Source organism: Pseudomonas sp. ESBL9, assembly GCF_036668715.1.
In the GTDB taxonomy this organism is placed as follows: Bacteria; Pseudomonadota; Gammaproteobacteria; order Pseudomonadales; family Pseudomonadaceae; genus Aquipseudomonas; species Aquipseudomonas lundensis.
In genome coordinates this window covers 351,610-377,351 of sequence record NZ_JAZEVV010000003.1, presented here as the reverse complement: position 1 = coordinate 377,351, position 25,742 = coordinate 351,610, and the positions used below count along the sequence as shown (strand labels likewise).

The 25,742-nt window shown below is 58.6% G+C and carries 19 protein-coding genes; 7 read left to right on the top strand and 12 right to left on the bottom strand.

The genetic code is table 11. The features are described 5' to 3' along the window. Positions 1-39: 39 nt before the first annotated feature. Positions 40-4,740 (top strand): dermonecrotic toxin domain-containing protein, encoded by a 4,701-nt coding sequence (locus tag V6F78_RS11350; RefSeq protein ID WP_332727241.1) that lies wholly within the window; start codon positions 40-42, stop codon positions 4,738-4,740. Here the strand turns inward: V6F78_RS11350 and waaA are convergent. After that, positions 4,737-6,038 carry a lipid IV(A) 3-deoxy-D-manno-octulosonic acid transferase gene (waaA, locus tag V6F78_RS11345; protein WP_047291623.1) on the bottom strand — a complete coding sequence of 434 codons (1,302 nt, stop codon included), beginning with the start codon at positions 6,036-6,038 and terminating at the stop codon, positions 4,737-4,739. The two genes, V6F78_RS11350 and waaA, sit on opposite strands and share 4 nt — an antisense overlap. Positions 6,039-6,184: 146 nt before the next feature. Between waaA and V6F78_RS11340 the strand changes: the two genes are divergently transcribed. The 4 genes from V6F78_RS11340 to V6F78_RS11325 all read left to right on the top strand — a co-directional run bounded on the left by V6F78_RS11340 (position 6,185) and on the right by V6F78_RS11325 (position 9,618). Then, positions 6,185-6,517, top strand: coding sequence for a DMT family transporter (locus V6F78_RS11340; RefSeq protein ID WP_047273091.1), 333 nt, complete (start codon positions 6,185-6,187; stop codon positions 6,515-6,517). A gap of 106 nt (positions 6,518-6,623) precedes the next feature. Continuing rightward, on the top strand, positions 6,624-7,799 hold the full coding sequence (locus tag V6F78_RS11335; protein ID WP_314398293.1) for an NAD(P)/FAD-dependent oxidoreductase: 1,176 nt from the start codon (positions 6,624-6,626) through the stop codon (positions 7,797-7,799). Further along, the gene (locus tag V6F78_RS11330) at positions 7,796-8,608 is read left to right on the top strand and encodes an aldo/keto reductase (protein WP_047273089.1); all 813 of its coding nucleotides are present in this window, start codon (positions 7,796-7,798) and stop codon (positions 8,606-8,608) included. The genes V6F78_RS11335 and V6F78_RS11330 overlap by 4 nt, the downstream gene beginning before the upstream one ends. A gap of 41 nt (positions 8,609-8,649) precedes the next feature. After that, complete coding sequence (locus V6F78_RS11325; RefSeq protein ID WP_047291617.1) at positions 8,650-9,618, top strand: hypothetical protein; 969 nt, start codon at positions 8,650-8,652, stop codon at positions 9,616-9,618. Positions 9,619-9,659: 41 nt separating this feature from the next. Here V6F78_RS11325 and hldE read toward each other — a convergent pair whose 3' ends face one another. Then, a complete protein-coding gene (hldE, locus tag V6F78_RS11320) occupies positions 9,660-11,081 on the bottom strand; it encodes a bifunctional D-glycero-beta-D-manno-heptose-7-phosphate kinase/D-glycero-beta-D-manno-heptose 1-phosphate adenylyltransferase HldE (protein WP_047291616.1) in 1,422 nt (473 codons plus the stop codon). 169 nt (positions 11,082-11,250) lie between these two features. Continuing rightward, positions 11,251-13,059, bottom strand: a complete 1,809-nt coding sequence (gene msbA, locus V6F78_RS11315) for a lipid A export permease/ATP-binding protein MsbA (protein ID WP_047291614.1) — start codon at positions 13,057-13,059, stop codon at positions 11,251-11,253. 157 nt (positions 13,060-13,216) lie between these two features. On the opposite strand from msbA, the gene V6F78_RS11310 reads away from it, so the two are divergent. Both V6F78_RS11310 and V6F78_RS11305 read left to right on the top strand, forming a co-directional pair. Next, positions 13,217-15,085, top strand: coding sequence for an O-antigen ligase family protein (locus tag V6F78_RS11310; protein ID WP_332727236.1), 1,869 nt, complete (start codon positions 13,217-13,219; stop codon positions 15,083-15,085). A 2-nt stretch (positions 15,086-15,087) separates the two neighbouring features. Continuing rightward, positions 15,088-16,317: an acyltransferase family protein gene (locus V6F78_RS11305; protein WP_332727362.1), complete on the top strand. Its 1,230-nt coding sequence runs from the start codon at positions 15,088-15,090 to the stop codon at positions 16,315-16,317. Here the strand turns inward: V6F78_RS11305 and V6F78_RS11300 are convergent. The 9 genes from V6F78_RS11300 to V6F78_RS11260 form a co-directional block, all read right to left on the bottom strand. Next, positions 16,314-16,934, bottom strand: coding sequence for a CatB-related O-acetyltransferase (locus V6F78_RS11300; RefSeq protein ID WP_332727235.1), 621 nt, complete (start codon positions 16,932-16,934; stop codon positions 16,314-16,316). The genes V6F78_RS11305 and V6F78_RS11300 overlap by 4 nt on opposite strands. 17 nt (positions 16,935-16,951) lie before the next feature. Continuing rightward, the gene (locus V6F78_RS11295; RefSeq protein WP_332727233.1) at positions 16,952-17,836 is read right to left on the bottom strand and encodes a glycosyltransferase; all 885 of its coding nucleotides are present in this window, start codon (positions 17,834-17,836) and stop codon (positions 16,952-16,954) included. Then, entirely contained in the window at positions 17,833-18,984 is a 1,152-nt protein-coding gene (locus tag V6F78_RS11290; protein WP_047273081.1) for a glycosyltransferase, read from the bottom strand. Before V6F78_RS11290 ends, V6F78_RS11295 begins: the two co-directional genes overlap by 4 nt. After that, positions 18,981-19,865 carry a DUF6625 family protein gene (locus V6F78_RS11285; protein ID WP_169839396.1) on the bottom strand — a complete coding sequence of 295 codons (885 nt, stop codon included), beginning with the start codon at positions 19,863-19,865 and terminating at the stop codon, positions 18,981-18,983. Before V6F78_RS11285 ends, V6F78_RS11290 begins: the two co-directional genes overlap by 4 nt. Positions 19,866-19,929: 64 nt before the next feature. Next, positions 19,930-21,324, bottom strand: coding sequence for a PIG-L deacetylase family protein (locus tag V6F78_RS11280; protein WP_332727231.1), 1,395 nt, complete (start codon positions 21,322-21,324; stop codon positions 19,930-19,932). A 120-nt stretch (positions 21,325-21,444) separates the two neighbouring features. Further along, positions 21,445-22,341: an antimicrobial resistance protein Mig-14 gene (locus tag V6F78_RS11275; RefSeq protein ID WP_047291603.1), complete on the bottom strand. Its 897-nt coding sequence runs from the start codon at positions 22,339-22,341 to the stop codon at positions 21,445-21,447. Continuing rightward, the gene (locus V6F78_RS11270) at positions 22,341-23,471 is read right to left on the bottom strand and encodes a glycosyltransferase (RefSeq protein ID WP_314398281.1); all 1,131 of its coding nucleotides are present in this window, start codon (positions 23,469-23,471) and stop codon (positions 22,341-22,343) included. The genes V6F78_RS11275 and V6F78_RS11270 overlap by 1 nt, the downstream gene beginning before the upstream one ends. Beyond that, a complete protein-coding gene (locus tag V6F78_RS11265; protein WP_095007718.1) occupies positions 23,455-25,212 on the bottom strand; it encodes a carbamoyltransferase family protein in 1,758 nt (585 codons plus the stop codon). The genes V6F78_RS11270 and V6F78_RS11265 overlap by 17 nt, the downstream gene beginning before the upstream one ends. 153 nt (positions 25,213-25,365) lie before the next feature. Next, entirely contained in the window at positions 25,366-25,692 is a 327-nt protein-coding gene (locus V6F78_RS11260) for a YceK/YidQ family lipoprotein (RefSeq protein ID WP_047275030.1), read from the bottom strand. Between the last annotated feature and the right edge of the window lie 50 nt (positions 25,693-25,742).

Here is a 25,742-nt window from a genome sequence, read left to right as displayed (position 1 = left end):
TCGGTCGTGTGACTTCTGGAACCCATAACAGGTACGCCTATGCCTACATCCCTTGCAATAACACCAGCCCCGGTTTCCCTCACCCCTGCTGCCAGCGCTGTTAAGGCTCAGTTTGCTGACCCGCCAGATCTGGAGGCGATGGCACGCACCCTGCTGAGCAGAGCGATTGTTGAAAAATACCCCTCTCTGACAATCGACCTGACACACACCAAGCTAGCGGTTCCGCGTGACACCTTGGGTTGGGACTTACAACCCTTTTTCCCCATGGTGCTGGACTATCTTGGTAATGGCACAGCGCTGGATTTCACCCCCCGCAACAATCAACCCTATTTCCTTTGCGACGACCCACCCCATAGGCTCGCGCCTGCTGACGGCACGCTGGACATGAACGTCATCAAGGAGGTGGTCGAAGAACTGACCTGGCGTCTGCCAATCAGCTTGCAGAACGCGCTGAGTGATTTCTGGTCAGCAGCCTCCAACACCGGTATCAGCCGCTGGCTATGGCTTAGCCATATGTTCAGAGACAACCTGACCATCAGCGTCGCGCAACAGCCCGACCTGACAAACGACACTCGTAGCGCCATCCAGCAACTTATCGACTACCCCGAGAGGAGGAATCGGCTCGCCCAGTATGGGTCAAAGGCTGCCCGCGCCTATTTGCTCAAGGCCACCCTCAGCAATGGGGGGGAGCGTTCGAGTTTGAGCTCAATCATGCTCATCGAAAGCCCTGGCCAATTGCTTTGCTGGTTCCAAAATGGCCAGATAGGTTCGTTCAGATCCTGGGATTCATTTACCCTTGCCTGGGGAACGAGAATGGGGATTTCCGGGACCGTAAAGAGCATTTACACCAAGCGCTTTGAGATCGATGGCGACGTGTTCGAAGCCCGCAGTGCCGCCGAACTCAACCAACAGCTGGAAAGCCTGATCCGGCTCAAATTACCGGCGAGTATTGGCTGGTACTCATTGCAAACGGTGTACAAGGAGATCGCTGATCCGTCTGTGCGATTCCTCACTACGGCCAAGGCTGACCCGCAAACACTCGCCACTCTCGAACAACACCTGCCGGACTGGCTCAAAAAAGCGTCACTCTCGGATCAGGCGCGCTACCGTCAGTTCAGCCTGGCGCTGGCGAGCACGAAAAAAAACCATCAAGGGAAAACATTCCTGAGTGATATCGCCGATATTCACGTTTATACCGTCGAGGTTTTGCATCAACTGCTGCGACGCGATTTACACAAATTTGAGCCTGACGCCAAGCATCGGAGCCCCGAAGACCGGTTGGCGCCCAACGATATTGAGCTGACATTTCACACCGTGACAGGGCTGCCCGGCACGATCGGCATCGAAGAACGGGTGCACATGAGCCTGACCGAACTGGCCCTGAAAAACCTGATGGGGCTTCCTACTGGCCGCTTGACCCTGCGTCATCGAACAGGGTTTGACCTGCCCGCCTGGTTGACCCCCGAATACATCACCCGTCGTAACGGGTTGATCGAGCAAGCCAATATCGGTGAGGTCTACCCCAAGCACCTCGAAAGCCTGCTCTTGAGTGATACCCCCGACACCCAGGAACGCCAACGTCTGTACGCCGAGTACCTGCGTCTACAGCTGCCATTGCTGGCGCTGGAATTGAGCCTCAAAAAAGAGAATGGCGTGACCGCCCGGGGCGCCCGCTATGTCGCTGCGCTGATGAACCGGTTGTCGGTTGATCGGCAGGTCGATGGGCAAACAGTGGTCATTCGTCATTTGGGATTTTTGCGCGAAAAAGAAGCGGTGCCGGATATAGTCAGCAACATGTTCATCATTGAATCGGACAGCATGGAGAGGGGCCCGCACCTGCTCTATCGCCCTTTTTACGCGCACCCCCTGATCGAGTTCACGACCCGCGCGACCTTAATGAGCGCAATCGCGGAACCCGGCGCGCTGCAAGACAGCGTGCTCACTTGGCTGAGTGACAGCGCCCGCCCGATCTACACCAACGGCGGCTTCAAAGAACCGCATATCGTGCGGTTTGGAGTCGGCGATGAGTTCGCCCCGCTCTCTGTTCCAGAACCTGCCCAACTCGCAACCAATGGCGCCAGCAACGAGTTATTGCTGTATTTACTGAACGGTCAGTTGATGCTGTCGCTGTACGGGAGTAACGCCAGAGCCCTGATCGACCAGGCCGAGGCGGCGTCCGTCTCCAACAGCGAAAGTCGATGGGGCATTTTTCTGGAAGGTGGCGGGCTGATTTTCAACAGCCTTATGCAACTGCCTGGTTTGCCTCGCCCCCTGATGTTAGCGGGCTGGCTGCTGGGCCTGGCTCAATCGGCGATTGGCGACATACCGGCACTCGAGAGCCATGACTCAAACGAAAGAGAGCTGGCATTGGTCGATGTGCTGATCAATGTCGGCCAACTGCTCTTGCACCTGGCTCCGAAGGGTAATCCAGAACGTCTGCCAGCGCTAAAACAACTGAAACAAAGCGCCGTACGTCCTTTTGCACCGCCTCGCGTTGCCGAAGAGTGGCCCGAACCGCCACCCCCTCGCATCCATGAGGGCGCCGTGGCCTTACCCGGAGAGTTCCCCAACAGCGAGAGCACGATCCTGGACTTCAGCTTTGCCAGCGCTCGCAATCGCCTGACCCCCAGCCAGCGCGAACGGCTGGTGGCCTTGCAGATCACCCGACCTACACCCTTTCCACCCGCCCACGCCAACGGAGCCGCCAAAGGGCTGTACTCCATTCAAGGCAAATGGCATGTGCTGATCGACACAGCGCTGTTCTTCGAAGTTGAACTGCAGCCTGAGGGGCATGCCACCATTGTTTCGCCTACGGGTATTCGCCACAGGGGGCCTAACGTTCGGGCAGACGCTAATGGTAACTGGTCCCTGGATTTGGGCTTGCGCCTGCACGGCGGGATGCCACCCAAGCGCATCGCCGCGTTCAAACAGCAAAAACAGACACGGATCAACGAACTGAAAGCCACGCTGGAAGCCTTTTTCGATCAAGAGAAACCGCTTCACGATAACCTGCGCACCACACAAGCCATCTATTTACACGCCAGCAAAGACCCCCGCTTTACGATTGAACAACTGACGCAGTTTCGCGATAAGTTCCAAGCTGCCATCGCCCGACAACAAACCGCGTTGCAAGAACTCCTGGACAGCATTAACGAGCGCAGCGAACTGCACATACCGTTTAGCGAACAAGTGGTCATTTCATTGCTGGAAAAGGCATTTGATAATCGCGCCGCAGCGTTGTTCGGCCTGGCTTCTGAACAAAGGGTGATCGCCCGGCAATGGCCACAGTTCACCACCCCTGGCCCCGCACAGGAAGTGGCCGCACACACCGCCCCTCAAGAATTCCTGCACTTCATCAAAGTGCAAATAGAACTTAATGAGCGCGCCGTCGACTACCTGGACACCCGCAACAGCTTCATCGAGCGACTAAACAACCTGAGCAACGCAGGGGTTGAGGCCGCGAATAAACTGATCGAGAGCCTCTCTGCAGAAGAACACAGCAGTCTGGCGCTCAAGAGTTTCCTGCTCAACTGCCTCAAGCTTGCCAGCTCCAAGAGCGGTGCCGGCATCAAGGTTGAAAGCAGCCTCGACAATGCCATCGACCCTCTCAAGGAATATGTTCAGACCCATAACCAACTCAACACCCTTGAGCTTGAGCCCGGTAAGCGTCTGGAAGTGCTGGATAGTGTTGTCGAGCACTACGGTCACGCGCTGGACGCCCTGCAAGGGATCGAACTGATCAACAGAGATGAACTGGACATCGATTACTTCAACAAACTTCGCCAACTGCTGACTGACCTCTACAAAGAGGCAACCGGGCAACTGGCCGCAGAAATAAAACCCCCTGCAAAACCTCGCAAAAAAACCCGCAAACGCACACCCTCGGTAACCGGCAAGCCACAACGCAAGGTGATCAATGCGCGCGGCAAAGGCAGTTTGATTGGCAGCGTTCTTCCGGCGGGTGGCGAATGGCCGATTGAGGTGATAGAGATACGCGCCGAGTACGACAACAAATTGCTCTCCACCTATGCACAGCACGGGGAGGAATGGGTCGAGATCCAGGCTTCACGTCCCGCCGCCCCCATTGTCAAACGCATGCTGGACGTGGTTAAGGGCCAGGCGCGCAAGCTCTACGCGATGTTTGAGCACATCAAACGCAGGGCCGCACGCTACAAACGCCAGGTACGCCACCCTGAAGAAATAGAAGAAATCCTCAGCCATGAAGCGTCCAAGTTCGACAAATTGGCAGACGAACTTAACGCGGCACTGCAGGAAAAGCCGGAAACAGACCGTTTGCCTGCTGATCAAATGTTGGTCAATGACATGCATAGCGCGGCCCAGCAACTGGATCAGACCGGTAAAGCACTGCGCCTTCAGCTCTGCCTTGAGCTACCACCGACCCAGGGCAACCTGCAATACCTGCTGGATGGCAGGCGGGTACAAATTGCGGGCCTGAGAGGGCGCGTTCAGTTAACGGGTGAACGGCGGGATTATATTCAAGAGTTTTCCATCAGTGAGCCGGGCAAGCCGCCCCTGTGGTATGCCCACTTTCACTACGAGCACGCCACCACGCCTAAAGAGAATTACACCGTGGCCCACCTGAAAACCAAAGAGCAACGCAAGCTGAGTTATTTTTCCCAACTGAACACGGCGCAAAGCGAACAAGCCATTGTGAACGTACACCGTGGTCAAATCGGTAAAAACATGGCCGAGCGCTGGTTCTTACCTTTAGCGCACTAAGGGTTCTGCGTCACCGGATGGATAGGCGATAGCAAACGCGCCAATCCATCCAGTAAATGCTGCAAGGCCCCCTGATTGGCCCGCATCACACTCAGACCCGCCTGAGCCATGTGCTGTGCATCCTGAGGCAACTCGAACAAACGCCGAACCGCAATGGCCAGCCCTTGAGCATCGTCCACTTCCTCCAATGCACCGGCCTGACGCAATAGCGCTGCAATTTCCAGAAAATTGAACAGGTGGGGGCCGCTCAGCACAGGCTTGCCCAGCGCGGCCGGTTCCAGCAGGTTGTGCCCGCCGTTGGGAACCAGGCTGCCGCCAACAAACGCGCTGTCGGCCAATGCGTACAAAAACAACAACTCACCCATGGTGTCCCCCAGCAGCACTTGAGTGTGCAGGCCGACCGGCGCGGCTGTAGAGCGGCGCACCGTATCGAAACCTTCACGCTGGCACAGCTCGAACACGCTGTTGAAGCGCTCGGGGTGACGCGGGACAAGAATCAGCAACGCATCGGGATAGTGGCCGAGCAGTTGTCGATGGGCCGCCAGGATGATTTCGTCCTCGCCTTCATGGGTGCTGGCCGCAATCCACACCGGGCGTTCTTGCGCCTGCCATTGTTCACGCAACGCTCGCGCCGCGGTGAGCAGTTGCGGGTCGATGGTCAGATCGAATTTGATCGAGCCGGTCACTTGCACACACTCAGGGCGCGCGCCCAACTGACGGAAGCGCTCGGCTTCGGCTTCGGTCTGTACCGCGATCAAGCTCATTTCTTCGAGCATGGGCCGGGTGAGTTTGGCGAAGCGCGCATAGCCTTTGGCCGAACGGGCCGAAAGCCGGGCATTGGCCAGCGCCACGGGGATCCCGCGCTTGGCGCACTGGTGGATGTGGTTGGGCCACAGCTCGGTTTCCATGATGACGGCCAGTTTGGGCTGCACCCGCGCTAAAAAGCGCGCCGCTGCCCACGGCAAGTCGTAAGGCAAATAACAATGCTGAATGCGCGGTTCATCGGCAAACAGGGCCTCGATCCGCTGTGAACCGGTCGGCGTCATGCAGGTCACAGTGATCGGCATCTGTGGATAACGTGTGAGCAGCGCCCGAATCATGGGCGCGGCAGCAATGCTTTCGCCCACTGACACGGCATGCACCCAGATCCCGCCCGGCTGCATCACGGGCAGGTTCAGGGCGAAACGTTCACCGATGCGTTTGGCGTAAGCGGGCGCCTTGCGTGCCCGCAGCCACAAGCGAATCGCTACCAGCGGCAGCCCCAGATGAAACAGCAAGGTGTACAGGGTTCTATTCATGGGCGCGGAGTTTACTTGAAAACGACATCCACGATGATGGCACCGAACAAGGCCCGCGCAAGGTGCAATAAAAATCGCTACACACTTTTACAATCACTAGAATGCCGTGCTGTTAAATTGCTGCGCCCCTCATTCAGGACTCCAACATGAACGCTTACTACTACTTGGCCATCGCCATTTGCGCCGAAGTGATTGCCACCGTATCGATGAAAGCGATCAAAGGTTTCAGCACGCCCTTGCCCCTTGTGCTGGTGATTGCCGGTTACGCCACGGCGTTCTGGATGCTGACGCTGGTGGTGCGCACCATTCCGGTCGGGGTTGCCTACGCTGTGTGGGCGGGCATGGGGATCGTGATGGTGAGCGTTGCCGCACTGTTTATCTACGGACAGAAACTCGACGTGCCGGCCATGCTGGGCATGGCGCTGATTGTGCTGGGCGTGGTGGTGATTCAGCTGTTTTCCAAAACCGCCGGTCATTAACCCGCTGCACGCCGTGGCGCTGAAGCGCGGCGTCGCAGGGTTAGCCTGATAGGGGCGCGATCAGGATGTATACTCCCGGCCTTGTCTTTGAACGCTGAGGTCGCCCATGCCATCTGTAATTTCCACCGACGTATTGATTGTCGGCGCTGGTGTCGCCGGCCTCTGGCTCAATGCCCGCCTGCGTAAACAGGGCTTTTCCACGATTGTGGTCGAGCGCGAAAGCCTGGGCGGCGGCCAAAGTGTGAAGTCTCAAGGCATCATCCATGGTGGCGCCAAGTACGCGCTGCATGGCGCACTGACCGGCGCCTCCGAAGCCATTGCCGACATGCCGCGCCGCTGGCGCGAAGCGTTGGCCGGTGACGGCGAGCTGGATTTAAACGGCGTTCGCATCCTGTCCCAGGCCCATTACCTGTGGTCACCGGGCACTCTGGCGGGCAACCTCACCAGCTTCTTTGCCAGCAAAGCCGTCCGTGGCCGTGTCGATCAGGTCAAGGGCGAGCAATTACCGCCGGCCCTGCAAGACCCGCGCTTCAAAGGCAAGGTGTACCGTCTGGCCGAGCTGGTGGTCGACGTGCCGAGCCTGATTGAACGGCTGGCCAACCTCGCAGGGGATGGCTTGCTCGCAGGGCAATCCATCGAGCCGCTGTTCGAGAACAACGATCTGGTGGGCTTGCGGGTCGACGGGCGCGACATCCACGCGCAACGTATCGTGTTCAGCGCCGGGGCCGGTAATGCCGAGCTACTGGCCAGTGCAGGCATCAGTGTTCCCGCGCAACAGTTACGACCTTTGCACATGGTGCTGGTCAAGGGGCCTAGCCTCAAACCGCTGTACGCGCACTGCCTGGGCGGCGGTCCCAAGCCGCGCATTACCGTGACCACCCACCCGGCGGCCAATGGCGAGTGGGTGTGGTATCTGGGGGGCGATATTGCCGAGGCCGACGGGGTGGCCCGCGAACCGGCCGAGCAAATCGCCGTGGCGCAAAAAGAGCTGAGCAACCTGCTGCCGTGGGTCGACCTGAGCCAGGCGCAATGGGCCACATTGCGGGTCAACCGTGCTGAACCCGCGCAATCGGGTCTGGTGCGCCCGGACAACGCCTTTCTGTCCGATCAGGGCCGCTTGCTGGTGGGCTGGCCCACCAAACTGGCGCTGGCACCGGATTTCTCGGACCGCGTGCTGCAAGCCCTGGAGCAGGACGGCATCAAACCGGGTCATGCCCCTGCCCTGCCTGAGCTGCCACGCCCGCCACTGGGCCAGACACCCTGGGAGCAACTGCTGCCATGAGCCAACCTACCTTGCACGACCTGCATCGCCCGCTGGGCAGTACCGGCCTGTCGGTGTCCCCGCTGGGGCTGGGCACCGTCAAGCTGGGCCGTGACCAAGGGGTGAAATACCCCAGCGGTTTTCAGATCCCGGATGATGACGAAGCACGCATGCTGCTCAAGCTCGCGCGCGACCTGGGGATCAACCTGATCGACACCGCGCCGGCCTATGGCCGCAGTGAGGAACGCCTCGGGCCGCTGTTGCGCGGGCAGCGTCATGAATGGGTGATCGTCAGCAAAGTCGGTGAAGAATTCGTCAACGGCCAGTCCAGCCATGACTTCAGCGCCGCCCACACCCGACAGTCCGTGGAGCGCAGCCTTCAGCGTTTAGAAACAGACGTCATCGATCTGGTGCTGGTGCACTCCGATGGCAATGATCTGGCCATTCTTAATGAGGGCGAGGTCTATGAAACACTGGCCGAACTCAAGCGCGAAGGTAAGATCCGGGGCTTCGGCCTGTCAGGAAAAACCGTTGAAGGCGGGCTGAAAGCCCTGCAAACCGGCGATTGCGCCATGGTCACGTACAACCTGAATGAGCAGGCCGAAAAGCCGGTTATCGATTACGCGGCGGCGCATGGCAAGGCAATTCTGGTCAAAAAAGCGCTGGCCAGCGGCCACGTCTGCTTGAGCCCGGGGGTTGACCCGGTGCGGGCCAGCTTCGAACTGGTGTTTGGCCATCATGGGGTTGCCAGTGCTATTGTCGGCACCATCAATCCTTTGCACCTGGCCCACAACGTGGCAACGGTAGCGCAGGTGTTGCGCACCCCCTGATGCCGCCGACGCGGCCGACCCCGACGCAAGAAGGAGCCGACATGCCGCGTTCACTTATCCGCAAGAATCCCAGCGACTTCAAAACCCTGGCTCTGTTTGTCGAGGCCACTGCCGAAGGCTTGAGTTACCAAAGCGTCGGCATGCCGCTCAATTTTGCGCAAACCCTGCAAAAGCGCCGACAGGTCGACGTGGCCGATACCGGGCGCTTCGGGCTGGAGCTGGCGAATCTGGGCGTGTCCGTACGCCTGACGCTGCAATGGCAGGGCCGCGATTACTGGGTATTGGTGCGCCAGCGGCGTCAGGATCGTGGCGATGTGGTGCTCAAGCTGATCTCCGGCTACGTCCCGGCCCATGAGGTGAATCTACCGCTGCACACCGCCATTCAGGAAGTGGCCGAAGAATGCCTGCTGGAAACCCCCGAAGGCTGGCTCGGCGGACGCTTCAACGAGACCTGGCTGCCAGCCCCCTACATCAGCGCGCTGCATTACCGCGAAGCCCTGCCCTTTCGCCTGACGCCCAACTCGGGCGCGGCGCGTCCCGTGCGCTGTGGCAGCCAGCCCCTGCTGGAACGTCCGCGGGCCTACGTGCATTTGCCGACGGCATCGCTGCAACTGGTCTATGACTTGCGCCTGGAAGTGCCCAAAGAAGCCAAATCCCTGAGCCTGTTTCATGTGGACGAACGGCTCGAAGGTGATCAACTGGTGGCGCGCCTTGATCGCAAACGGCCTGATTTGTACCTGATCCCGCTGACCGATGGCCAGCCGTGCGCCGAGATATACACCCTGAGCAAAGACACATTGCACGCGGCAAGTACCCGTGGGCTGCATCTGGCCGAAAGTTTTGCGCTTCAGGAGGGCTGGGTGGTGCGCGAAGAGCGGATTCGCTGGAAAGACTGGCTCAAACAGCAAGGCTTGAGCGAACCGGGAAAAGCGTCAAGGCTTAAACGCCTGACCGGCAAAGCGCGGCAGATGTTCAGAAAGGTAGTGAAGAGCAAAAGCCCTTCACCCTGACTTTCTCCTGGAGGGAGAGCGTCAGGATGAGGCCGCTTAGATCACTGACCGCGGATTTTCTCGACGATGGCCGTGGTCGAGCTGTTCTCAACCAGCCCCAGCACTTTCACCGTGCCGCCGTAGGCCGACACAATGTCAGCGCCGACTACCTGATCGATGCCGTAGTCGCCACCTTTGACCAGCACGTCAGGCTTGACCTGAGCCAGCAGGTTTTCCGGAGTGCCTTCAGGGAAGCTGATGACCCAGTCCACCGCGCCCAGCCCGGCCAGTACCGCCATGCGGCGGTCAACGCTATTGATCGGACGGCCCGGGCCTTTGAGACGGCTCACCGAGGCATCATCGTTGACCGCGACGATCAAGCGATCGCCCTGGGCACGGGCCTGTTCCAGATACGTGACATGACCGGCGTGCAGGATGTCGAAGCAGCCGTTGGTGAACACGATTTTCTCGTTGTGGGCACGTGCATCGTCGATAGCCAGCAGCAGTTGCTCCAGGCTCAACACACCCCGCTCGGACCCTTCTTCGCGCTGGATGGCGCGACGCAGTTCCGGCGCGCTGATGGCTGCCGTACCGAGTTTGCCCACCACAATGCCAGCAGCCAGATTGGCCAGCGCGACGGCGTGGGGCAGTTCTTCACCCGCGGCGATCGCGGCAGCCAAGGTAGAAATGACCGTGTCGCCTGCACCGGTCACGTCAAACACTTCACGGGCCCGGGCTGGCAAGTGCATGGCCGGGAAGCCCGGACGCAGCAGGGTCATGCCGTGCTCGCCACGGGTTACCAGCAGCGCACCGAGGTCGAGATCGGCCATCAGGCGGGCGCCCTTGGCAACCAGATCGGCCTCATCGGTGCAGCCACCCACAATGGTTTCGAACTCGCTGAGGTTAGGCGTGATCAAGCTGGCGCCACGGTACACCGAGAAGTCCTTGCCTTTGGGGTCAGCCAGCACCGGAATGCCTTTGGCGCGAGCGGCCTGGATCAACACTTGATGGTTTTTCAACGCGCCTTTGCCGTAATCCGACAGCACCAGCACCTTGATGCCTTCGAGCAAATGGTCGACTTCAGCACCCAATGCCAGCGCATCCGTGGCGAAGGGCTCTTCAAAATCGATGCGCAGCAATTGCTGGTGACGGCTCATGACCCGCAGCTTGACGATGGTCGGCTGATGGGCAATACGCTGAAACAGAGCGCGTACGCCTGCACCTTGCAGGCTATTGGCCAGACTGTCGGCGGCTTCATCATCGCCCGTCACGCCCACCAGTGAGGCAGGCGCACCCAGTGCAGCGATGTTGAGCGCAACGTTGGCAGCGCCGCCCGGGCGGTCTTCGATTTGCTCGACTTTGACAACCGGTACTGGCGCTTCAGGGGAAATCCGTGAGGTTCCGCCATGCCAATAACGGTCGAGCATGACATCGCCTACCACCAAGACAGGGGCTTGATCGAATCGCGGCATGGACAACTTCATGGAGAACCCACATACAAAATGAACAGGGGCGCGATATTAACACAGGGTGAACGCTGGTCAGTTCACGGTATTTATCGCGGGGAATGAGAATCAGACGTGGCTTACAGTACCCGTATCGACCTACACACGGGCAAACGCGGGAGAGGGCAAGCCCGTCTCCCGCGCAGGGTCAGGCGATGTCGCCCGAAGTCAGGGGCGCATCCAGCCCCATGGAGTGCAGGCGCGCGTAGTAACCGTTTTGCGCCAACAGCTCGGCATGGGTGCCGCGCTCAACGATCTGGCCCTGATCCATGACCAGAATCAGGTCAGCCTTCTCGATGGTCGAAAGACGGTGCGCAATCACCAACGTGGTACGCCCTTCCATGACGTGATCCAGTGCCGCCTGAATGTGGCGCTCGGACTCGGTATCCAGGGCCGAGGTCGCTTCATCCAGAATCAGCAGCGGCGCGTTTTTCAACAAAGCCCGCGCAATTGCCAAACGCTGGCGCTGACCACCGGAGAGCAACACGCCATTTTCACCGACCTGAGTGTCAAGGCCTTGGGGCAGTTGCTCGATGAAGTCCATGGCATAAGCGTCGCGCGCGGCTTTTTCAATGTCGGCACGCGGTGCGCCGGCCAGGTCGCCATACGCAATATTGTTGGCGACCGTGTCGCTGAACAGGGTCACGTGCTGAGTCACCTGCGCGATATGACGGCGCAGGTTAAGCAAGCGGTACTGCTCGATTTCTATGCCGTCGAGCAGGATTTCACCCGAGTTGTGATGGTAGAAACGCGGAATCAGGTTGGCCAGCGTCGACTTGCCGCTGCCCGAACGCCCGACCAACGCCACCATCTGGCCCGGCTCGGCCGTGAACGTCACGTCCTTGAGCACCTGACGATCCGTGTCCGGGTAGGTGAAGTTCAGGTGACGGACCTCGAGGCGACCGCTGACGTGATCGCGCTCCACCGTACCGGTGTCCACTTCCGGTTTTTCGTCCAGTTGCTCAAAGATGCTTTCAGCGCCCGCCACCCCTTTCTGGATGGTGGAGCTGACTTCAGACAGTTGGCGAATCGGCTTGGGCAACAGACCCGCCAGCGTGATGTAGGCAATCATGTCGCCCGCCGAGGCATCGCCGCGCATGTACAGCACCAGAAACATCAAGATGCCCATGGCCACGTAGATCACCAATTGCAGCATCGGCGTGTAGATAGCCCCGGTACGGGTCATGCGCAGTTGTTTGTCGGTGTTGCTCTGGCTGGCTTTCAGGAAGCGTTGTTGCTCGTACTTCTCGCCGCCGAAGCTGCGCACCACGCGGTAACCCTGGATCGTTTCGGACGCCACGTGCGTCACGTCGCCCATCGCCACCTGAATCTTCTTGCTCTGTTTGCGGAATTTTTTACTGGCCGTGCTGACCATGACCGCGATCAGCGGCAGGATGGCGATCATCACCAGCGTCAGACGCCAGTTCATCCACAGCAACGACGCAAACAGGAACACCACGGTCATGCCTTCACGGATGACGACCTTGATCGCATCGGTGGCCGCACCGGTGACCATGGTCACGTTGAAGGTGATGCGCGAGATCAGGTGCCCTGAGTTGTGCTTGTCAAAGTAACGGTTGGGCAGCACCAGCAGGTTGTTGAACAACTGGACCCGCAGGTCGTGAACCAGGCCCAACGAAACCTTGGCCAGGAAGTAGTTACCCAGGAACGAGCCAAAACCTTGCCACGCTGCAATCAATACGATCAGCAACGGGACCGCCTGCAGCAGGCGCAAGTCTCGCAAGTAGGGAACCGAGGGGAACAACACCGCATCCGGATTGGACAGGCCATCCACGAAGTACTTGAGGATGTAGCCCAGCATCGGCTGGGTGGAAGCAAAGATAAGGAAGCCGATGATGCTCAGCAGAAACAGACCGATATAAGGCCGGACATAACTGAGGAGGCGCAGATAGATCTTCAAGCTCGATTCGCTTGAGCTGGGGCTGGATTCGGTCATATCACGCGACAGTTGTGAAAAAAGGTTGCTGACTTTATCACAGCTTCTCTGGTGTACTGCCAGCCGGTTGGGACAAGGTCTCACAGGACGCCTAAAACGACATTAAATGGCCATTACGTTAATATGGTCATCCAAAACCTGGAATGAACCTTTCAGCATGCAATTCAGTTACTTGAGCTACTCAAAACATCGGATGTTCGATTTCATTTGCCTGTGGCTTTTGCCTGTCGGGCTTTTTTTGCTTCTATCTGATTTGTATTTTGTGCCCGACCGCAGCATCCACCACAAACTGTATTACGGTTTGTTCAGTATTCCGACACTGATTGCCCTTCTCTTGCGACCACGCGAGATGAAGACCTTGCTTCAAGAGCCCTTGATCCTGGGCATGCTCGCGTTTATCGCCTGGGCAATGATCACCCTGATCTGGAGCCCGACCGATAACAGTCCGCTCGGCCTGCTGAAGCCTCCGCTGCATATCCTGATGCTGTTTTTGGGGTGCTCGCTGCTGGTCAAATACCGCAGCGAAAGCCTACAACCCGTGTTCTTCGGCGCCGCCGTCGTTGCGCTGGTGATGACCGTTTACAACTTGTATGTGTTTGCCGGCATCTATTCACCAGAAGCGCGGATGGCGGGCACTGGTGCCTTCGACAACCCGCTCCTCAGTTCCCATGCGTTTGGTTTCTTTTGCATTTACTGGCTGACCCTCGGCATGACCAGCAAGCGCCAAGCCATTGTTCTGGCAGCGGCCCCCGCGTGCCTCATCATGTTTGCCGCGCTGCTGGCCACAGGCTCCAGAACACCGCTGGTGGCGGTGGTGTTGAGCATGATCTGGCTCAGTTTCATTTGCTGGAATCGTCGATCGCTGGCGCTTGTCGGCATGCTCATTGCTGGCGCCATTGTGGTTTTCACCCTGTTCTCAGACATGATTTTCAGCCGTGGCAGTTCCTTTCGTCTCGATATTTGGCAGATGGCGCTTGAGCTGATTGCCCAGAAACCTTTCATCGGATATGGGTATGAAGCCCCTGTATCGTTCGATCTTCCGGGGGTTGGCTATTCACTCAAAGAACCCCACAACTTTGCGTTGGGCGTACTGTATTACGTCGGAATTATCGGCTTCTTGCCTTGGGCGTTCATGCAGCTTTGGGGCCTGTACAACAGCTGGCGCCATCGCGTAAATCCCCTGTTCATTCTGGCTTCAGCCTGGCTGGTGTACGGCATTGGCGCCTCGCTGACAGAGGGCGGCGGAATCTTGCCACGCCCAAAGGAACACTGGTACCTGCTGTGGATTCCCTTGGCGCTGATCGCTGCATTGAGCGTGGGCCAGCGACTCAAGGCCATCCTAGACCGACCGGTCAAATGCCTGAGCAACGCCGATTACAAAGCGCTTGAAGTCAATGCCAAGGTGATCGAAGAAGACGGCCTGGGGCCAAAAGTCCTTCGACTGGAAAACGGCAATTTCCTGAAACTCTTCCGCGAGCGTCGCTGCTATACCTCCGGCAGTTTCAATCCTTATTCACAGCGCTTTGCCGTCAATAGCGAGCGCCTGCAAGCACTGGGCATTACCGCACCCGCCATTCTGGACCTGTATGTCTTTGCCGACGGCAGCAGCGGCGTGCTGTATCAGCCATTGCCTGGCCAAACGTTGCGACAAGTGATGCAGTCGATGGGCTCCGGCGCGATGCGACAGGCGCTGGTGGAGCGTTTCGGCAAGTTTCTGGCGTTGCTGCACGAACAAGGCGTTTACTTCCGTTCACTGCATCTGGGCAACGTCTTACTGATGGACGACGGTGAGTTTGGCCTGATCGACATTGCCGACCTGCACCTGTACCCGTCGCCCTTGAGGCTTGCTTTACGCCAACGCAACCTGCGCCACATGCAGCGTTACCCCGAAGACCGCCGCTGGCTGTTCGAAGAGCAGTTGCAAGCGTTGCTCGATGGCTATGCCAGCCTTGCGCCGGAAATTGCCGTTGGCCGCTTGAGGCGCCAGATTGAACAGCTGGGCCAGACTGGGAGCACCGTCAGTTGAGCCTGGGGAGCAACAACCCGTTATGGGCCGTGATTGCTTACGCACTGGCGATTACCACTTCAGCGTTGTTGCTCCGCTATTTCCCGCGAATCCGGGGAAGCCTTGAGCATGTCGGTGAAAACCGTTTTTCCAGTGTGGATGGACTGCGCGGGTATTTGGCGTTCGGGGTGTTTATCCATCACGTCGCCATTACGTGGGTCTATTTGCACACGGGTGAGATAAACGTCCCGCCGAGCAAATTTTATACGCAGATTGGCCTGGCCAGCGTCGCACTGTTCTTTATGATTACCGGTTTCCTGTTTTGGGGACGCCTGCTCAAGCATGGGCGCCACCACGACTGGCTGGCATTTGCCGTGTCGAGGGTATTCCGGCTTTATCCACTTTACCTGCCGCTATTGGCACTGGTGATTTTCAGCGTTCTCTACATTCAGGATTGGGAGCTGAAAGACTCGCCTGGCGAGGTGGTACGGCAAGTTTTGGCATGGCTCATTTTCGACCGTCCTGATATCAACCAGTATCCTCAGACCGGGATGCTGATCTCCAACGTCACCTGGACACTCAACTATGAGGTGTTCTTTTACATGGCACTGCCGCTGTTCGGTGCCGTGTTCCTGTACCGAAAACACTGGATTCAGGTGGTAGCGTGCCTGATCGGCATCTATGCCCTTTATCAAGTAATCGGCTGGGAACACTCGCTGAAAAAGCACATCCTGATGAGCTTTCTAGGCGGTATAGCGGCTGCCTACTGGGTGCGCAAGCCAGAGCGAATGGCGTGGGGGCAGACCCCGAAAGCAGGCCTGATTGCATTATTGGCGCTGGCCATTGAGCTCCTGCTGTTTCGTAAAAGTTTCGCCATTTTCCCGCTGATGCTACTGACCGTTTTTTTTACGATTGTGGCCTCGGGCAACACACTCTTCGGTGCACTGAGACTGCGCAGTATCCGCTGGATGGGAGAAATCAGTTACAGCACCTACTTGCTGCATGGCTTCGTCATCTGGCTATTGATGCAACGCTTGCCACTGGCGCTGCCATTCGACACCAAGGAACCCTTGGTTTTCCTGACTCTCACAGCCTTCAGCAGCTGTCTGTTGATAGCGGTCAGCAGCTTGACGTTTTTGCTGATTGAGAAGCCAGGCATTAATGCTGGCAAGCGTTTTCTGTCTTGGCTGCGCAGAAAGTCGCCAGACGATAGCCACGTCAAGCCAGCCTCTGAAACCCACAACGCAGACTAAACGCTGCGTTGTCTCGCATAGGCCAGAAAACCGTCAATGTCGTCACTGCACAACGCACCGACCACTTGCTCGAGCTCCGGTAATGGCCAGTCCCACCAGGCACTTTGCAGCAACGCGAGACGCTGCTCTTGCGGGAAGCGCCAGCGCAAAAAGCGCGCCGGATTACCGCCGACAACGGCATAAGGTTCTACGTCGCGAGTCACCAGCGCACCGGCTGCCACAATAGCGCCATGCCCGATGGTCACCCCCGACAATAAGGTGCTGTTAGAGCATAACCACACATCATTGCCAATCACGACATCGCCACGGGTACCGTTGTAATCAGCGATATGTTGCGCCGATTTGAGCATGGCAGGAAACGGGAACGTGGTGACCCAATCAGCACGATGATGCCCGCCCAAAAAAATGTTAACCCCCTCGGCGATCGAGCAAAAAGCCCCGATGCGCAAGGTTGAACCTTCCTTCCAGTCGTGCACCTGCGGCAGCCCGTAGCTGCCATAGCCGATGGCGTAATCCGGATACTGTTGCTTGAAACGCGCGACACCCCGCTCAATTTTTGGCAGTTTTCGAATAGCGCGCTTGGCACGCTTTTCCCGATAACGCTCCAGCCATCCCATAACGACTCCCGGTTCGCTCAGCTCTTTTCCAACGGCGAAAAATACAACCGCCCCAGACCGCGCCAGGTTTTGCCGGTCCAATGTTTGAACGGGATCTGCTTGAGCAGCTCTCGCGCCAGCGCCCGGTCACGGTTGGCTGTTTTGAGGAACATGGAGTTGAGAAACTTGTACCGCACCTCGTCGTAGAGCGGGTGATCGCTGAACAGGGCGTAGATGCGCAGAATGCTGTCGATCATGAACCGGTGATTTTTGTACGAGTTGGTCGCGTGCTTGCGGTATTGCGCCATCACCACGTTCAGGCCGTCGATAAAGTACCCGGCGTGGGTGATTTTCAGCTCGATGTACAAATCTTCCAGACGAATGCTCGGGTCAAACCCTCCCACCTTGTCCAGCGCTTCGCGGCGAATCATCAGCGTGGTCGCCGGCGGGTAAGGCTTGCGCTCAAGGAACATGTCATCAAAGTCCAGACGACGGAACGGCACATCACGGCGCTGGCGTTTCTCGGGATATAAATTGCCTTGGGCATCGATCAGTTCAATGTTGCCCGCGCAAATACCGACTTCGGGTTTGCCGTCCATGTATTCCACCTGAACCGCAATGCGGTCGGGTTTCATGATGTCGTCGGAACCGAACGGTACGATCAACGAACCCTTGGCCCGCGCGATAGCGCCGTTGAGGGTGTTGGTCAGGCCCTGATTCTGCTGCACGCGAAAATCAAACCCATGGACCGCCTGCAAGCGCTGGATACGCGCCACGCTGTCGTCGGTCGAGCCATCGTCGACCACCAGCAACTCGATGTTCGGATACGTCTGATCCAGAACGCTCTGAATGCTCTGTTCGATGTAGGGGGCGTGGTTGTACGAGGCGATGATCACCGTCACCAACGGTTGAGCGTGTGTCATGAGCGTTCCTTGCGAGCCTGACTCAAGCCTGAGTCGATCAAATCTAAATACGCCTGGCGGAACACCTCGATGTCATGGTGCTCTTGCAAATAGCGGTAAGCCTGTTCGCCCTTGGCGCGCAGGGCTTCGTCCGGCAGCGCCAGGTAGTCATCGAGCGCAGCGGTCAGGGTGGCGACATCGCTGGGTTTGACGGCCAGCCCGCCAGCGCCCTGAATCAACGGCAACATGGCCGGCACCTCGGTAGCAATCACCGGCAGGTGGCCGCTCATGCCTTCCAGCAATGCCAGCCCCAGCCCCTCGGCCAGTGACGGCATGGTCCAGATGTCGAAAGCGCGCACGTACTGCAAGGCGTTTTCCTGAAAGCCCAACAAATGCGCCCGGCCATTGAGGCCCAACTGCTGGATTTGCTCGCGCAAGCGCGACTCTTCTCGCCCGGCGCCAATAATCGCCAGTTGCGCGTTCGGGTATTTGTCTTTCAACGCGGCAAAAGCCTGCAACAAGAAGCGGTGCCCCTTGATAGGCACCAGTCGCCCCAAGGCCCCCACCATGCGTGCATCTTGATCCAGCCCGAGCTTTTCGCGTGCCTGAACGCGCGGCAATTGCAGGGCTTCGGCCTGCTCAATGTCGATGGCATTGGTGATCGCGTAGGTATTTTCGTCAGTAAAGCCGCATTTGCAGTCCAGCAAGTACTGCTTGACCGCAGGCGACACGCCAACAAAACGCCACGCCTTGTCGATCAGGCGTTTGGCCTGGCTGCGGCGGTACACGCGATCGTACTCACCAAAGCCGTGGGAAATTCCCACGCACAACGGAATTTTCAGCCAGCGATTAAGCTGCAACATCATGTTGACCGGCTTGAAGCGGTTGCAGATCACCACGTCGAATTGCTCTTTGCGGCAGAACTTGTACAACGCCCACATCGCGCGGATGCGCATGCCTTTGAGCGCCTTGTCGCTGAACTCGAAGTACACGGAATGATCCGCCTTGCTCACCGGCTCGCCCGGACCGGGACGCCCGCGCAAAAACGCGGCGGTGATCTCGTAACGCTCACGGGGCAGCGCACGCACGATTTGCTCGGCAAGGTCGGCAAAGTCGTGGGATTTGACGTTGTAATCAGGCTGCAACTGCAAAACCTTGGAACGTTTCATAGCTCTCCCCGGTGGAATCCGGTGGCATCAATAATCCAGGCGGGCTCTGCGGCCAGACGCTGGACAGTGACGGGATCGGGTATGGGCAAGGCCGCCCATTCATTGCGCTTCCAGCAGACGAAGTGAAAGTACGGAAAGGTGTGGTCACCGTCACGATCATTCGTTAATTGGCCGTTCTTCCAGAACCATTGGCCCGGGAAATTTTCTGTGCCGTCATGCCATTTGATGCAGCCACCCGGCGTACTGAACGCCTCGGTGAAATCGCTGGTACGACGCAACGGGTTGAACTTGCCCACAAGATCAAACAAAGGCTTCGGAAAATTCTTGCGCCACAAGAAGATGCGGCTGAATGCGCCTTCATCCAGCGCATGATGCTGATCATCGGTAAAACGCTGCTGCCAGTTTTCGATTTTCATGAACAGCTCGCGCTTGCAGCGCGTATTGCGCATCAGGCACAGATGGCCGGCCACGCGGCGCTCGTGGGTCGAGAACAGGTCATAGCGCGACAGACGCTCAGCCGTGAAGTAGCTGCGCAAGTTGCCGTACACCAGGTCAATGTCGCCAAACGCCCAGAAATCGTAACCCTGAAGGCGGTCTTCATGGATGTAACCCAGCGCGGGCTTGATGTCACACAACTTATAAGCAGCTTTGGGCGCGAAGTGGATATTCAGACGCTCAGACACAATGCGGCAATAGTCGCCAAAACTGATGCTCTGGATTGTTACGTTGGGTGGCAGGTTGTCAGGCACGCCGCAGTCGCTGAACAGCAGCCAGTCAATGTCTGGGTTGCGCCGGCAACTTTCCAGAAAAAAAGGCATCCAGAACGGCCACTGGCCGAAGTATGGAATGACAAACACAATACGCGGCGATGGTTTTATCACGGGGAACTCAATGTAAAGGTCGAGATAGAGGGCAATGCTATGCCCCTGATTACGGTGATTCTTATTATTTGAGCCGCCAAAACAACTCATGGTGGCGAACCGCTTTACGGAAAAACTCGTTTTCACCCCAAGGCGATGGCTTTCGGCCAGCCAAGAGTGTCTGTATCGACCGCCGCACGCGGCGCTTGAGCGCTGCACGCGGTTGCAGGTCATGCATCATGCCCAACGCCATGGCCTTGTCACGCTGCTGCTCTGAACTCAACAACAGGCAGCAGGGCTGCAACGTGAGTGCGGTGTCGAACACCGGTGGCAACGCGATGCCATCACCGCTGTTGCCCATCGGCCAGCGGTCATTGTCATGCAAATGGTTGGCGTAGCCCAAAATCGTCTGCGGCTGCCACTCCAGCCCTTCAAGCGCCTCAATGACCGCTGCATGGGCGCAGACATGGTCGGGGTGTGGATCGATGGCGGGATGCGGCAATACCAACACATCAGGCCGGGCCCGCAAGATCAATGCGCGCACATCAGCCAACAGGTTGTTCCAGGTCGGCGCACCGTCCAGGTCACCTGGCAGTGCGAACGCGTTCAACTGGCGAAACAGCCGAGTATCGGTCAGGTCGGCTTCGCGTGAAGGCACCGGCTGGTCAGGGGCTGCCTGCATGGCGGGCAGTTGCAGGCAGAAGTACCCCAGTTGCGCGCATTGGGCTTCGGGCACCCCGGCCCAGCGCGGCACAGCCAGACTGTCCCAGGCGCGCAAACGGCCCTTGAGCCGCGCCGCTTCGGCGCGTCCAAGGCCCATCTGCTGATAGTGCTCGGCCTCGATTTCGCCCGCCGTCAGGGTCACGATCCACGCCTCGTTGGCCTGACTGTACAAACCGAACGCCGCCAACTCGGCATCATCGGCGTGAGGCGCAATCACCATGACACGCTGCTCGCGGTAATCAGGCTGGCGCATAACCCACAGTTGAGGCGGGCCCATGACCCGGCAATAACGACCACGAAGGTTCAACTCACCTGCGATCAACGCGTCGGCATTGCCCGTGAGGTTCACATAGCGCAAGCCGTTAACGCCCCGCTCGAAGGTTTGGCGGTCATCGGAAAACACGACAAACGGGTCGATAAAACGTCCCAGCCAGCTGCTTTTGACCTTGAGCGCGAGGATCAGGGTTTCGTTGCCGCACAGGTCAATGGGCGCGTCCAGTACCAGGCGACTGCCTTCAAGGCGAACAGCCGGGCACTCGCTATCAGGTGTAAAACGGTACTGATAGTCGTCTTGGGGCGCGTAAAACAGGTGGTCGGCAAACCACGCTTCGTGGGCGATCCAGCCCAGGACGGCCAGTACTAACGGCAGCCACCAGGCCACCAGCACCCCGCAGGCAATCAGTATCACCAAGCCGATCAGCAAACTGATGCGCTTGTTGCGTCGATGGCGCTTTAGGAGTTGTTGCTTGCGAGTCATGACTGGGCTCTTGGTTGCTGGCGGTTTGCCTTTAGACGCGCGCTGACCCCGTGATGGCGTTAACCCGGTAGCTCACACACCGCACCGGCTGCATCGCGAGACGCGCGCTTGCGCGTCCATTCACACCTTGAAGACAGGCACCGGGTTGCACCAGCGCTCTTTGTATTCGCGGTCGGCGCGGCCGAACGAGAACCGCAGAGGCTTGTCGACGCTACGGGCCTGTTCCCAAGCCGACTGGGTATTGAGAAAACTCAGCACACTGCCGGGACTGAACGCACGGGTTTCGGGGTCGACGCCGCCATTGACGTATTCGACGCTGATCCATTGCGGCGATTCAACCCGATACACCAGCTGGATTGCAATCGGGGCATCGTTGAGGAAAATCACCGATCCCATCAAAAACTCGCGCAGCAGTTCAATCACCTCTGCCATACGCTCGGCCCCGGTGGCGACAAACCCCCAACGGCGCAGAAACAAATCGCAATAGATTGCCGACAGCTCGACACTGGAGAACGACGAAACCGGGTGTATCACGCCGCCCGCCTCTTCCAGCAAACGCAGTTCGCGACGCTGGTTGTAACGGAATTTCTTTGACAGCTCTTCCGGCGTGCGCGCCATGGCCAACTGTTCGGCTTGCGGCTGCAAGGTGCTGAAGCGCCCCTCATTGAGCTGCGACAAGTAGCGCCCACGATGGCGCAACGGCGCGTGTGCGTCTGCGGCGGCAGGCAGGATCAACTCGGCATTGCCCAGATCGAAGAGGCCTTTTTTGCCGTGACGCTTGAGCACATCTTTGGATAACGCCAGGTCGCGTCCCCAGGTCGGGATGGCAGCTTTCAGCTCGCCGTTGTGCTCCCAAGCCAGGTAACGCACCGGGATGCCGGCCAGGTTGGCGAGACGTTCCACCACCTGCGGGTGTGTTGCGACGCTGCCACCAAAACGCTGCCAGGCAGCGGCATAGGTGTGCGCGTCAACTGCACGCCAGCCGCGCTCGCGCCAGCCTTGAAATCGATTAAGCATCAGGACTCCGCAGTCAGGTCGGTGACGTGCGGCAACTGCCAGAACGTGTCGCGCACGGCCTGATCGCAGAAGCGTTCGTGCAGGCGCGCCAGCATCAGTTCACCGCACGCTTGACGCTGAGCGTCATCGAGTTGCGCCAAATGCTGTAAACCTTGAGCCAGATGATCGGCGTCGCCCAGCGGGAACAGAATCCCCACGCCCTCGACCACTTCCCTGGCACCACCGCACGCCGTGGCCAGCAGGGGAACACCCGCCGCCATGGCCTCAAGCAGCACCATGCCAAAAGGCTCGTGGTCCGAACTCAGCGCAAACACGTCGAAAGCACGGAAAAAGCGCCGGGCGTCGGGCACCTGCCCCAAGAAATTCACCTGAGCGGCGATCCCGAGCGCGTTGGCCAGTTCCTTGAGGTCCTGTTCCAGACGGCCCTTGCCCATGATCACCAACTGACTGCCAGTAGGCAGTTGCGGCAATGCCTTGGCAAACCCCTGGATCAGGGTGGCCTGGTCCTTGTCGGGATGCAGGCGGCCGACGTTGCCCACGATGAAGGCTTCAGCGGGCAGGCCAAGGTCGGCGCGAGCTTCGGCACGTGGCAACTGACTGGCTTGTACCGCCTGAATGTCGATACGGTTGTAGAGCGTACGAATACGCCCGGTCGGCCACTTGGGCAGGCACGCGCGCATGTCATCGCGCACTGCATCCGAGACGCCCAGCAGGCTCAGGCGCTTACGGAACAGGTGCGCGAACAGCTTGCGACTGCGACGCTGGTAGTCGCCAAACGCGTGATGCACGCCGATCACCGGCACGTCAGTGGCCAACAAGGCGATGTATATCGGCTTGAAACGGTGGGCGATGCAAAAACTGAACGAGCGCGAGGCGGCAATTTTGCGCATCTCGCGGATGGCCTTTAACTTCAGGCCACGAATGGCGCTGGAGCTGAATTCCATGAACAGCACTTCGTCCGACCCGCAGCCCGCCGCCACCTCGGGGTCGGCCGCCCCGGTCAGAAAGACCGTGGTGACCTTGTACCCGGTGCCCGCAAACAGGCTGGCGTATTGACGGGCGCAGTCCAGAAACGGCCCGTCATAGCCGTGGCAGAACTGCAACACATGACGCTCAGTCGAGCGAGTCATAAGCGTCCGCGCCGTCTTTGACTACCAGAATGTCTTCCATGATCAGGTACTGCAGATCCGAGCCGAAGAACATGTTCAGTGCGTCGGTCGGTGAGCAAACCATCGGCTCGCCACGGCGGTTGAGCGAGGTGTTCAGCGACACGCCATTACCGGTCAGCACTTCTAGGGCTTTCATCATGTCGTAGTAGCGCGGGTTGTATTCACGCTTGAGCACCTGAGCACGCGAAGTACCGTCTTCGTGCACCACTTCCGGCACACGGGTTTTCCATTCTTGCGCCACTTCAAAGGTGAAGGTCATGAACGGTGCCGGGTGATCGACCTTGATCATCTGCGGGGCCACGGTGTCGAGCATTGACGGGCAGAAAGGCCTCCAGCGCTCGCGGAACTTGATTTGCTCGTTGATGCGGTCAGCCACGCCTGCGCTGCTCGGGCATCCGATGATTGAACGGCCGCCCAATGCGCGCGGGCCGAACTCCATACGGCCCTGGAACCAGGCCACCGGATTGCCATCAACCATGATTTTGGCGATGTTTTCAGGCGTGTTGTTGATCTTGCGGTACGCCGGCTTGCCAGGGTGACGGGCACACGCGGCAATCACGTCTTCGTTGCTGTACGCAGGGCCGAGGTAGACGTGCTCCATCTTCTCGACCGGCACGCCACGGGCTTCGGACACGTAGGCTGCCGCGCCCACGGCCGTGCCTGCGTCACCGGAGGCAGGCTGCACGAACAGCTCCTTGACGTCAGGACGGGCGATGATCTTCTGGTTCAGCTTCACGTTCAGCGCGCAGCCACCGGCGAAGGCCAGCTTGCCGCTTTCCTTGAGGATGTCACCCAAGTAGTAGTCGATCATCTGCAGAGACAGTTTTTCGAACAGCGCCTGCATGCTGGCCGCGTAGTGGATGTAAGGTTCATCGGCGATATCGCCTTCACGCTTGGGCCCCAGCCACTCGATCAGTTTTGGCGAGAAGTAGAACCCCTTGCCTTTCTCTTTGTAACGACGCAGGCCGATCACGTTGGCGTATTCGGTGTTAATCACCAGTTCGCCGTTCTCGAACGAGGCCAGACGCGAGAAATCATATTTGCTGGCATCGCCATACGGCGCCATGCCCATGACCTTGAACTCGCCGTCGAGCATCTCGAAACCCAGGAACTCGGTGATCGCGCCATACAGGCCACCGAGGGAGTCCGGGTCGTAGAATTCCTTGATCTTGGTGATCTTGCCGTTTTCGCCATAGCCGAAGAAGGTGGTGGCGTACTCACCCTTGCCGTCGATGCCGAGGATCGCGGTTTTCTCTTTGAAACCCGAGCAGTGGTAAGCACTGGAGGCGTGCGCCAAGTGGTGTTCAACCGGTTCGATCTTGATTTTTTTCGGATCGAAACCCAGCTGCTCAAGGCACCAGACAATCTTGTTGCGATAGCGCTTGTAGCGACGATTGCCCATCAGGATGGCGTCGAGCGCACGATCCGGGGCGTACCAGTAACGCTTGGCATAGTGCCAGCGCGCCTCACCGAACAAGCTGATCGGTGCGAAAGGGATCGCGACCACATCAACGTCAGAAGGCTTGATACCCGCCTGTTCAAGGCAGAACTTCGCGGACTCGTAAGGCATGCGGTGCTTTGCATGCTTGTCGCGGACAAAACGCTCTTCTTCGGCCGCTGCTACCAGCTTGCCGTCGATATAGAGGGCCGCTGAGGGGTCATGGCTCAGGGCGCCGGACAGGCCAAGAATCGTCAATGCCACAGGTTGTGCCTCTTTTGAATGCAGGCAGGCGGCGGGCGCCTGAAAAAATGAAGTGCTTCCTGCACAGCAGGAAACAACTAAAGGGCGGGATTATAGCGTAAAGAGTGCCGCAATGACCCAGCGCTATTTGCCGCGCCCTGGCGCCCTGCCCGTCTACTTCAATAGCAAGCTGCCATCGCGGTTCTGCAGAAAAATCGTGTAGGGCAGCACCACCGAGTCGACGACCGCGCTGGCCAGCACGTCAAAAAAGAAAATCGGCACAAACCCTTCGGGCACGCCACTGACGGTATTGGGCGTGGCATTCAGCACACACAGGTCGAACGCCACGCCGCTATAAACACGCGGCACCGACTCACAATAGGTGCGCTGTTTTTTCAGGTCCCGGACCACGCTCGCATCGCTGCCGATCAGGGTTTTGGCGGTTCCGCAGCCGATTAACAGGCACGGCAAGACACACAACAGAGCACGTTTGCAGGTCATCAGATTGACTCCAGAAGGATTGGGCAACCTAGCACCCGGCTTACTTGATT

Bases quoted from the DNA above. Each gene is read 5' to 3' on its own strand.
- waaA (WP_047291623.1), bottom strand. From the start codon at position 6,038: ATGAATAGAACCCTGTACACCTTGCTGTTTCATCTGGGGCTGCCGCTG.
- V6F78_RS11260 (WP_047275030.1), bottom strand. From the start codon at position 25,692: ATGACCTGCAAACGTGCTCTGTTGTGTGTCTTGCCGTGCCTGTTAATC.
- hldE (WP_047291616.1), bottom strand. From the start codon at position 11,081: ATGAAGTTGTCCATGCCGCGATTCGATCAAGCCCCTGTCTTGGTGGTA.
- V6F78_RS11330 (WP_047273089.1), top strand. From the start codon at position 7,796: ATGAGCCAACCTACCTTGCACGACCTGCATCGCCCGCTGGGCAGTACC.
- V6F78_RS11280 (WP_332727231.1), bottom strand. From the start codon at position 21,324: ATGACTCGCAAGCAACAACTCCTAAAGCGCCATCGACGCAACAAGCGC.
- V6F78_RS11290 (WP_047273081.1), bottom strand. From the start codon at position 18,984: ATGAAACGTTCCAAGGTTTTGCAGTTGCAGCCTGATTACAACGTCAAA.
- V6F78_RS11310 (WP_332727236.1), top strand. From the start codon at position 13,217: ATGCAATTCAGTTACTTGAGCTACTCAAAACATCGGATGTTCGATTTC.
- V6F78_RS11335 (WP_314398293.1), top strand. From the start codon at position 6,624: ATGCCATCTGTAATTTCCACCGACGTATTGATTGTCGGCGCTGGTGTC.
- V6F78_RS11300 (WP_332727235.1), bottom strand. From the start codon at position 16,934: ATGGGATGGCTGGAGCGTTATCGGGAAAAGCGTGCCAAGCGCGCTATT.
- V6F78_RS11350 (WP_332727241.1), top strand. From the start codon at position 40: ATGCCTACATCCCTTGCAATAACACCAGCCCCGGTTTCCCTCACCCCT.
- V6F78_RS11325 (WP_047291617.1), top strand. From the start codon at position 8,650: ATGCCGCGTTCACTTATCCGCAAGAATCCCAGCGACTTCAAAACCCTG.
- V6F78_RS11270 (WP_314398281.1), bottom strand. From the start codon at position 23,471: ATGACTCGCTCGACTGAGCGTCATGTGTTGCAGTTCTGCCACGGCTAT.
- V6F78_RS11295 (WP_332727233.1), bottom strand. From the start codon at position 17,836: ATGACACACGCTCAACCGTTGGTGACGGTGATCATCGCCTCGTACAAC.
- V6F78_RS11275 (WP_047291603.1), bottom strand. From the start codon at position 22,341: ATGCTTAATCGATTTCAAGGCTGGCGCGAGCGCGGCTGGCGTGCAGTT.
- V6F78_RS11340 (WP_047273091.1), top strand. From the start codon at position 6,185: ATGAACGCTTACTACTACTTGGCCATCGCCATTTGCGCCGAAGTGATT.
- msbA (WP_047291614.1), bottom strand. From the start codon at position 13,059: ATGACCGAATCCAGCCCCAGCTCAAGCGAATCGAGCTTGAAGATCTAT.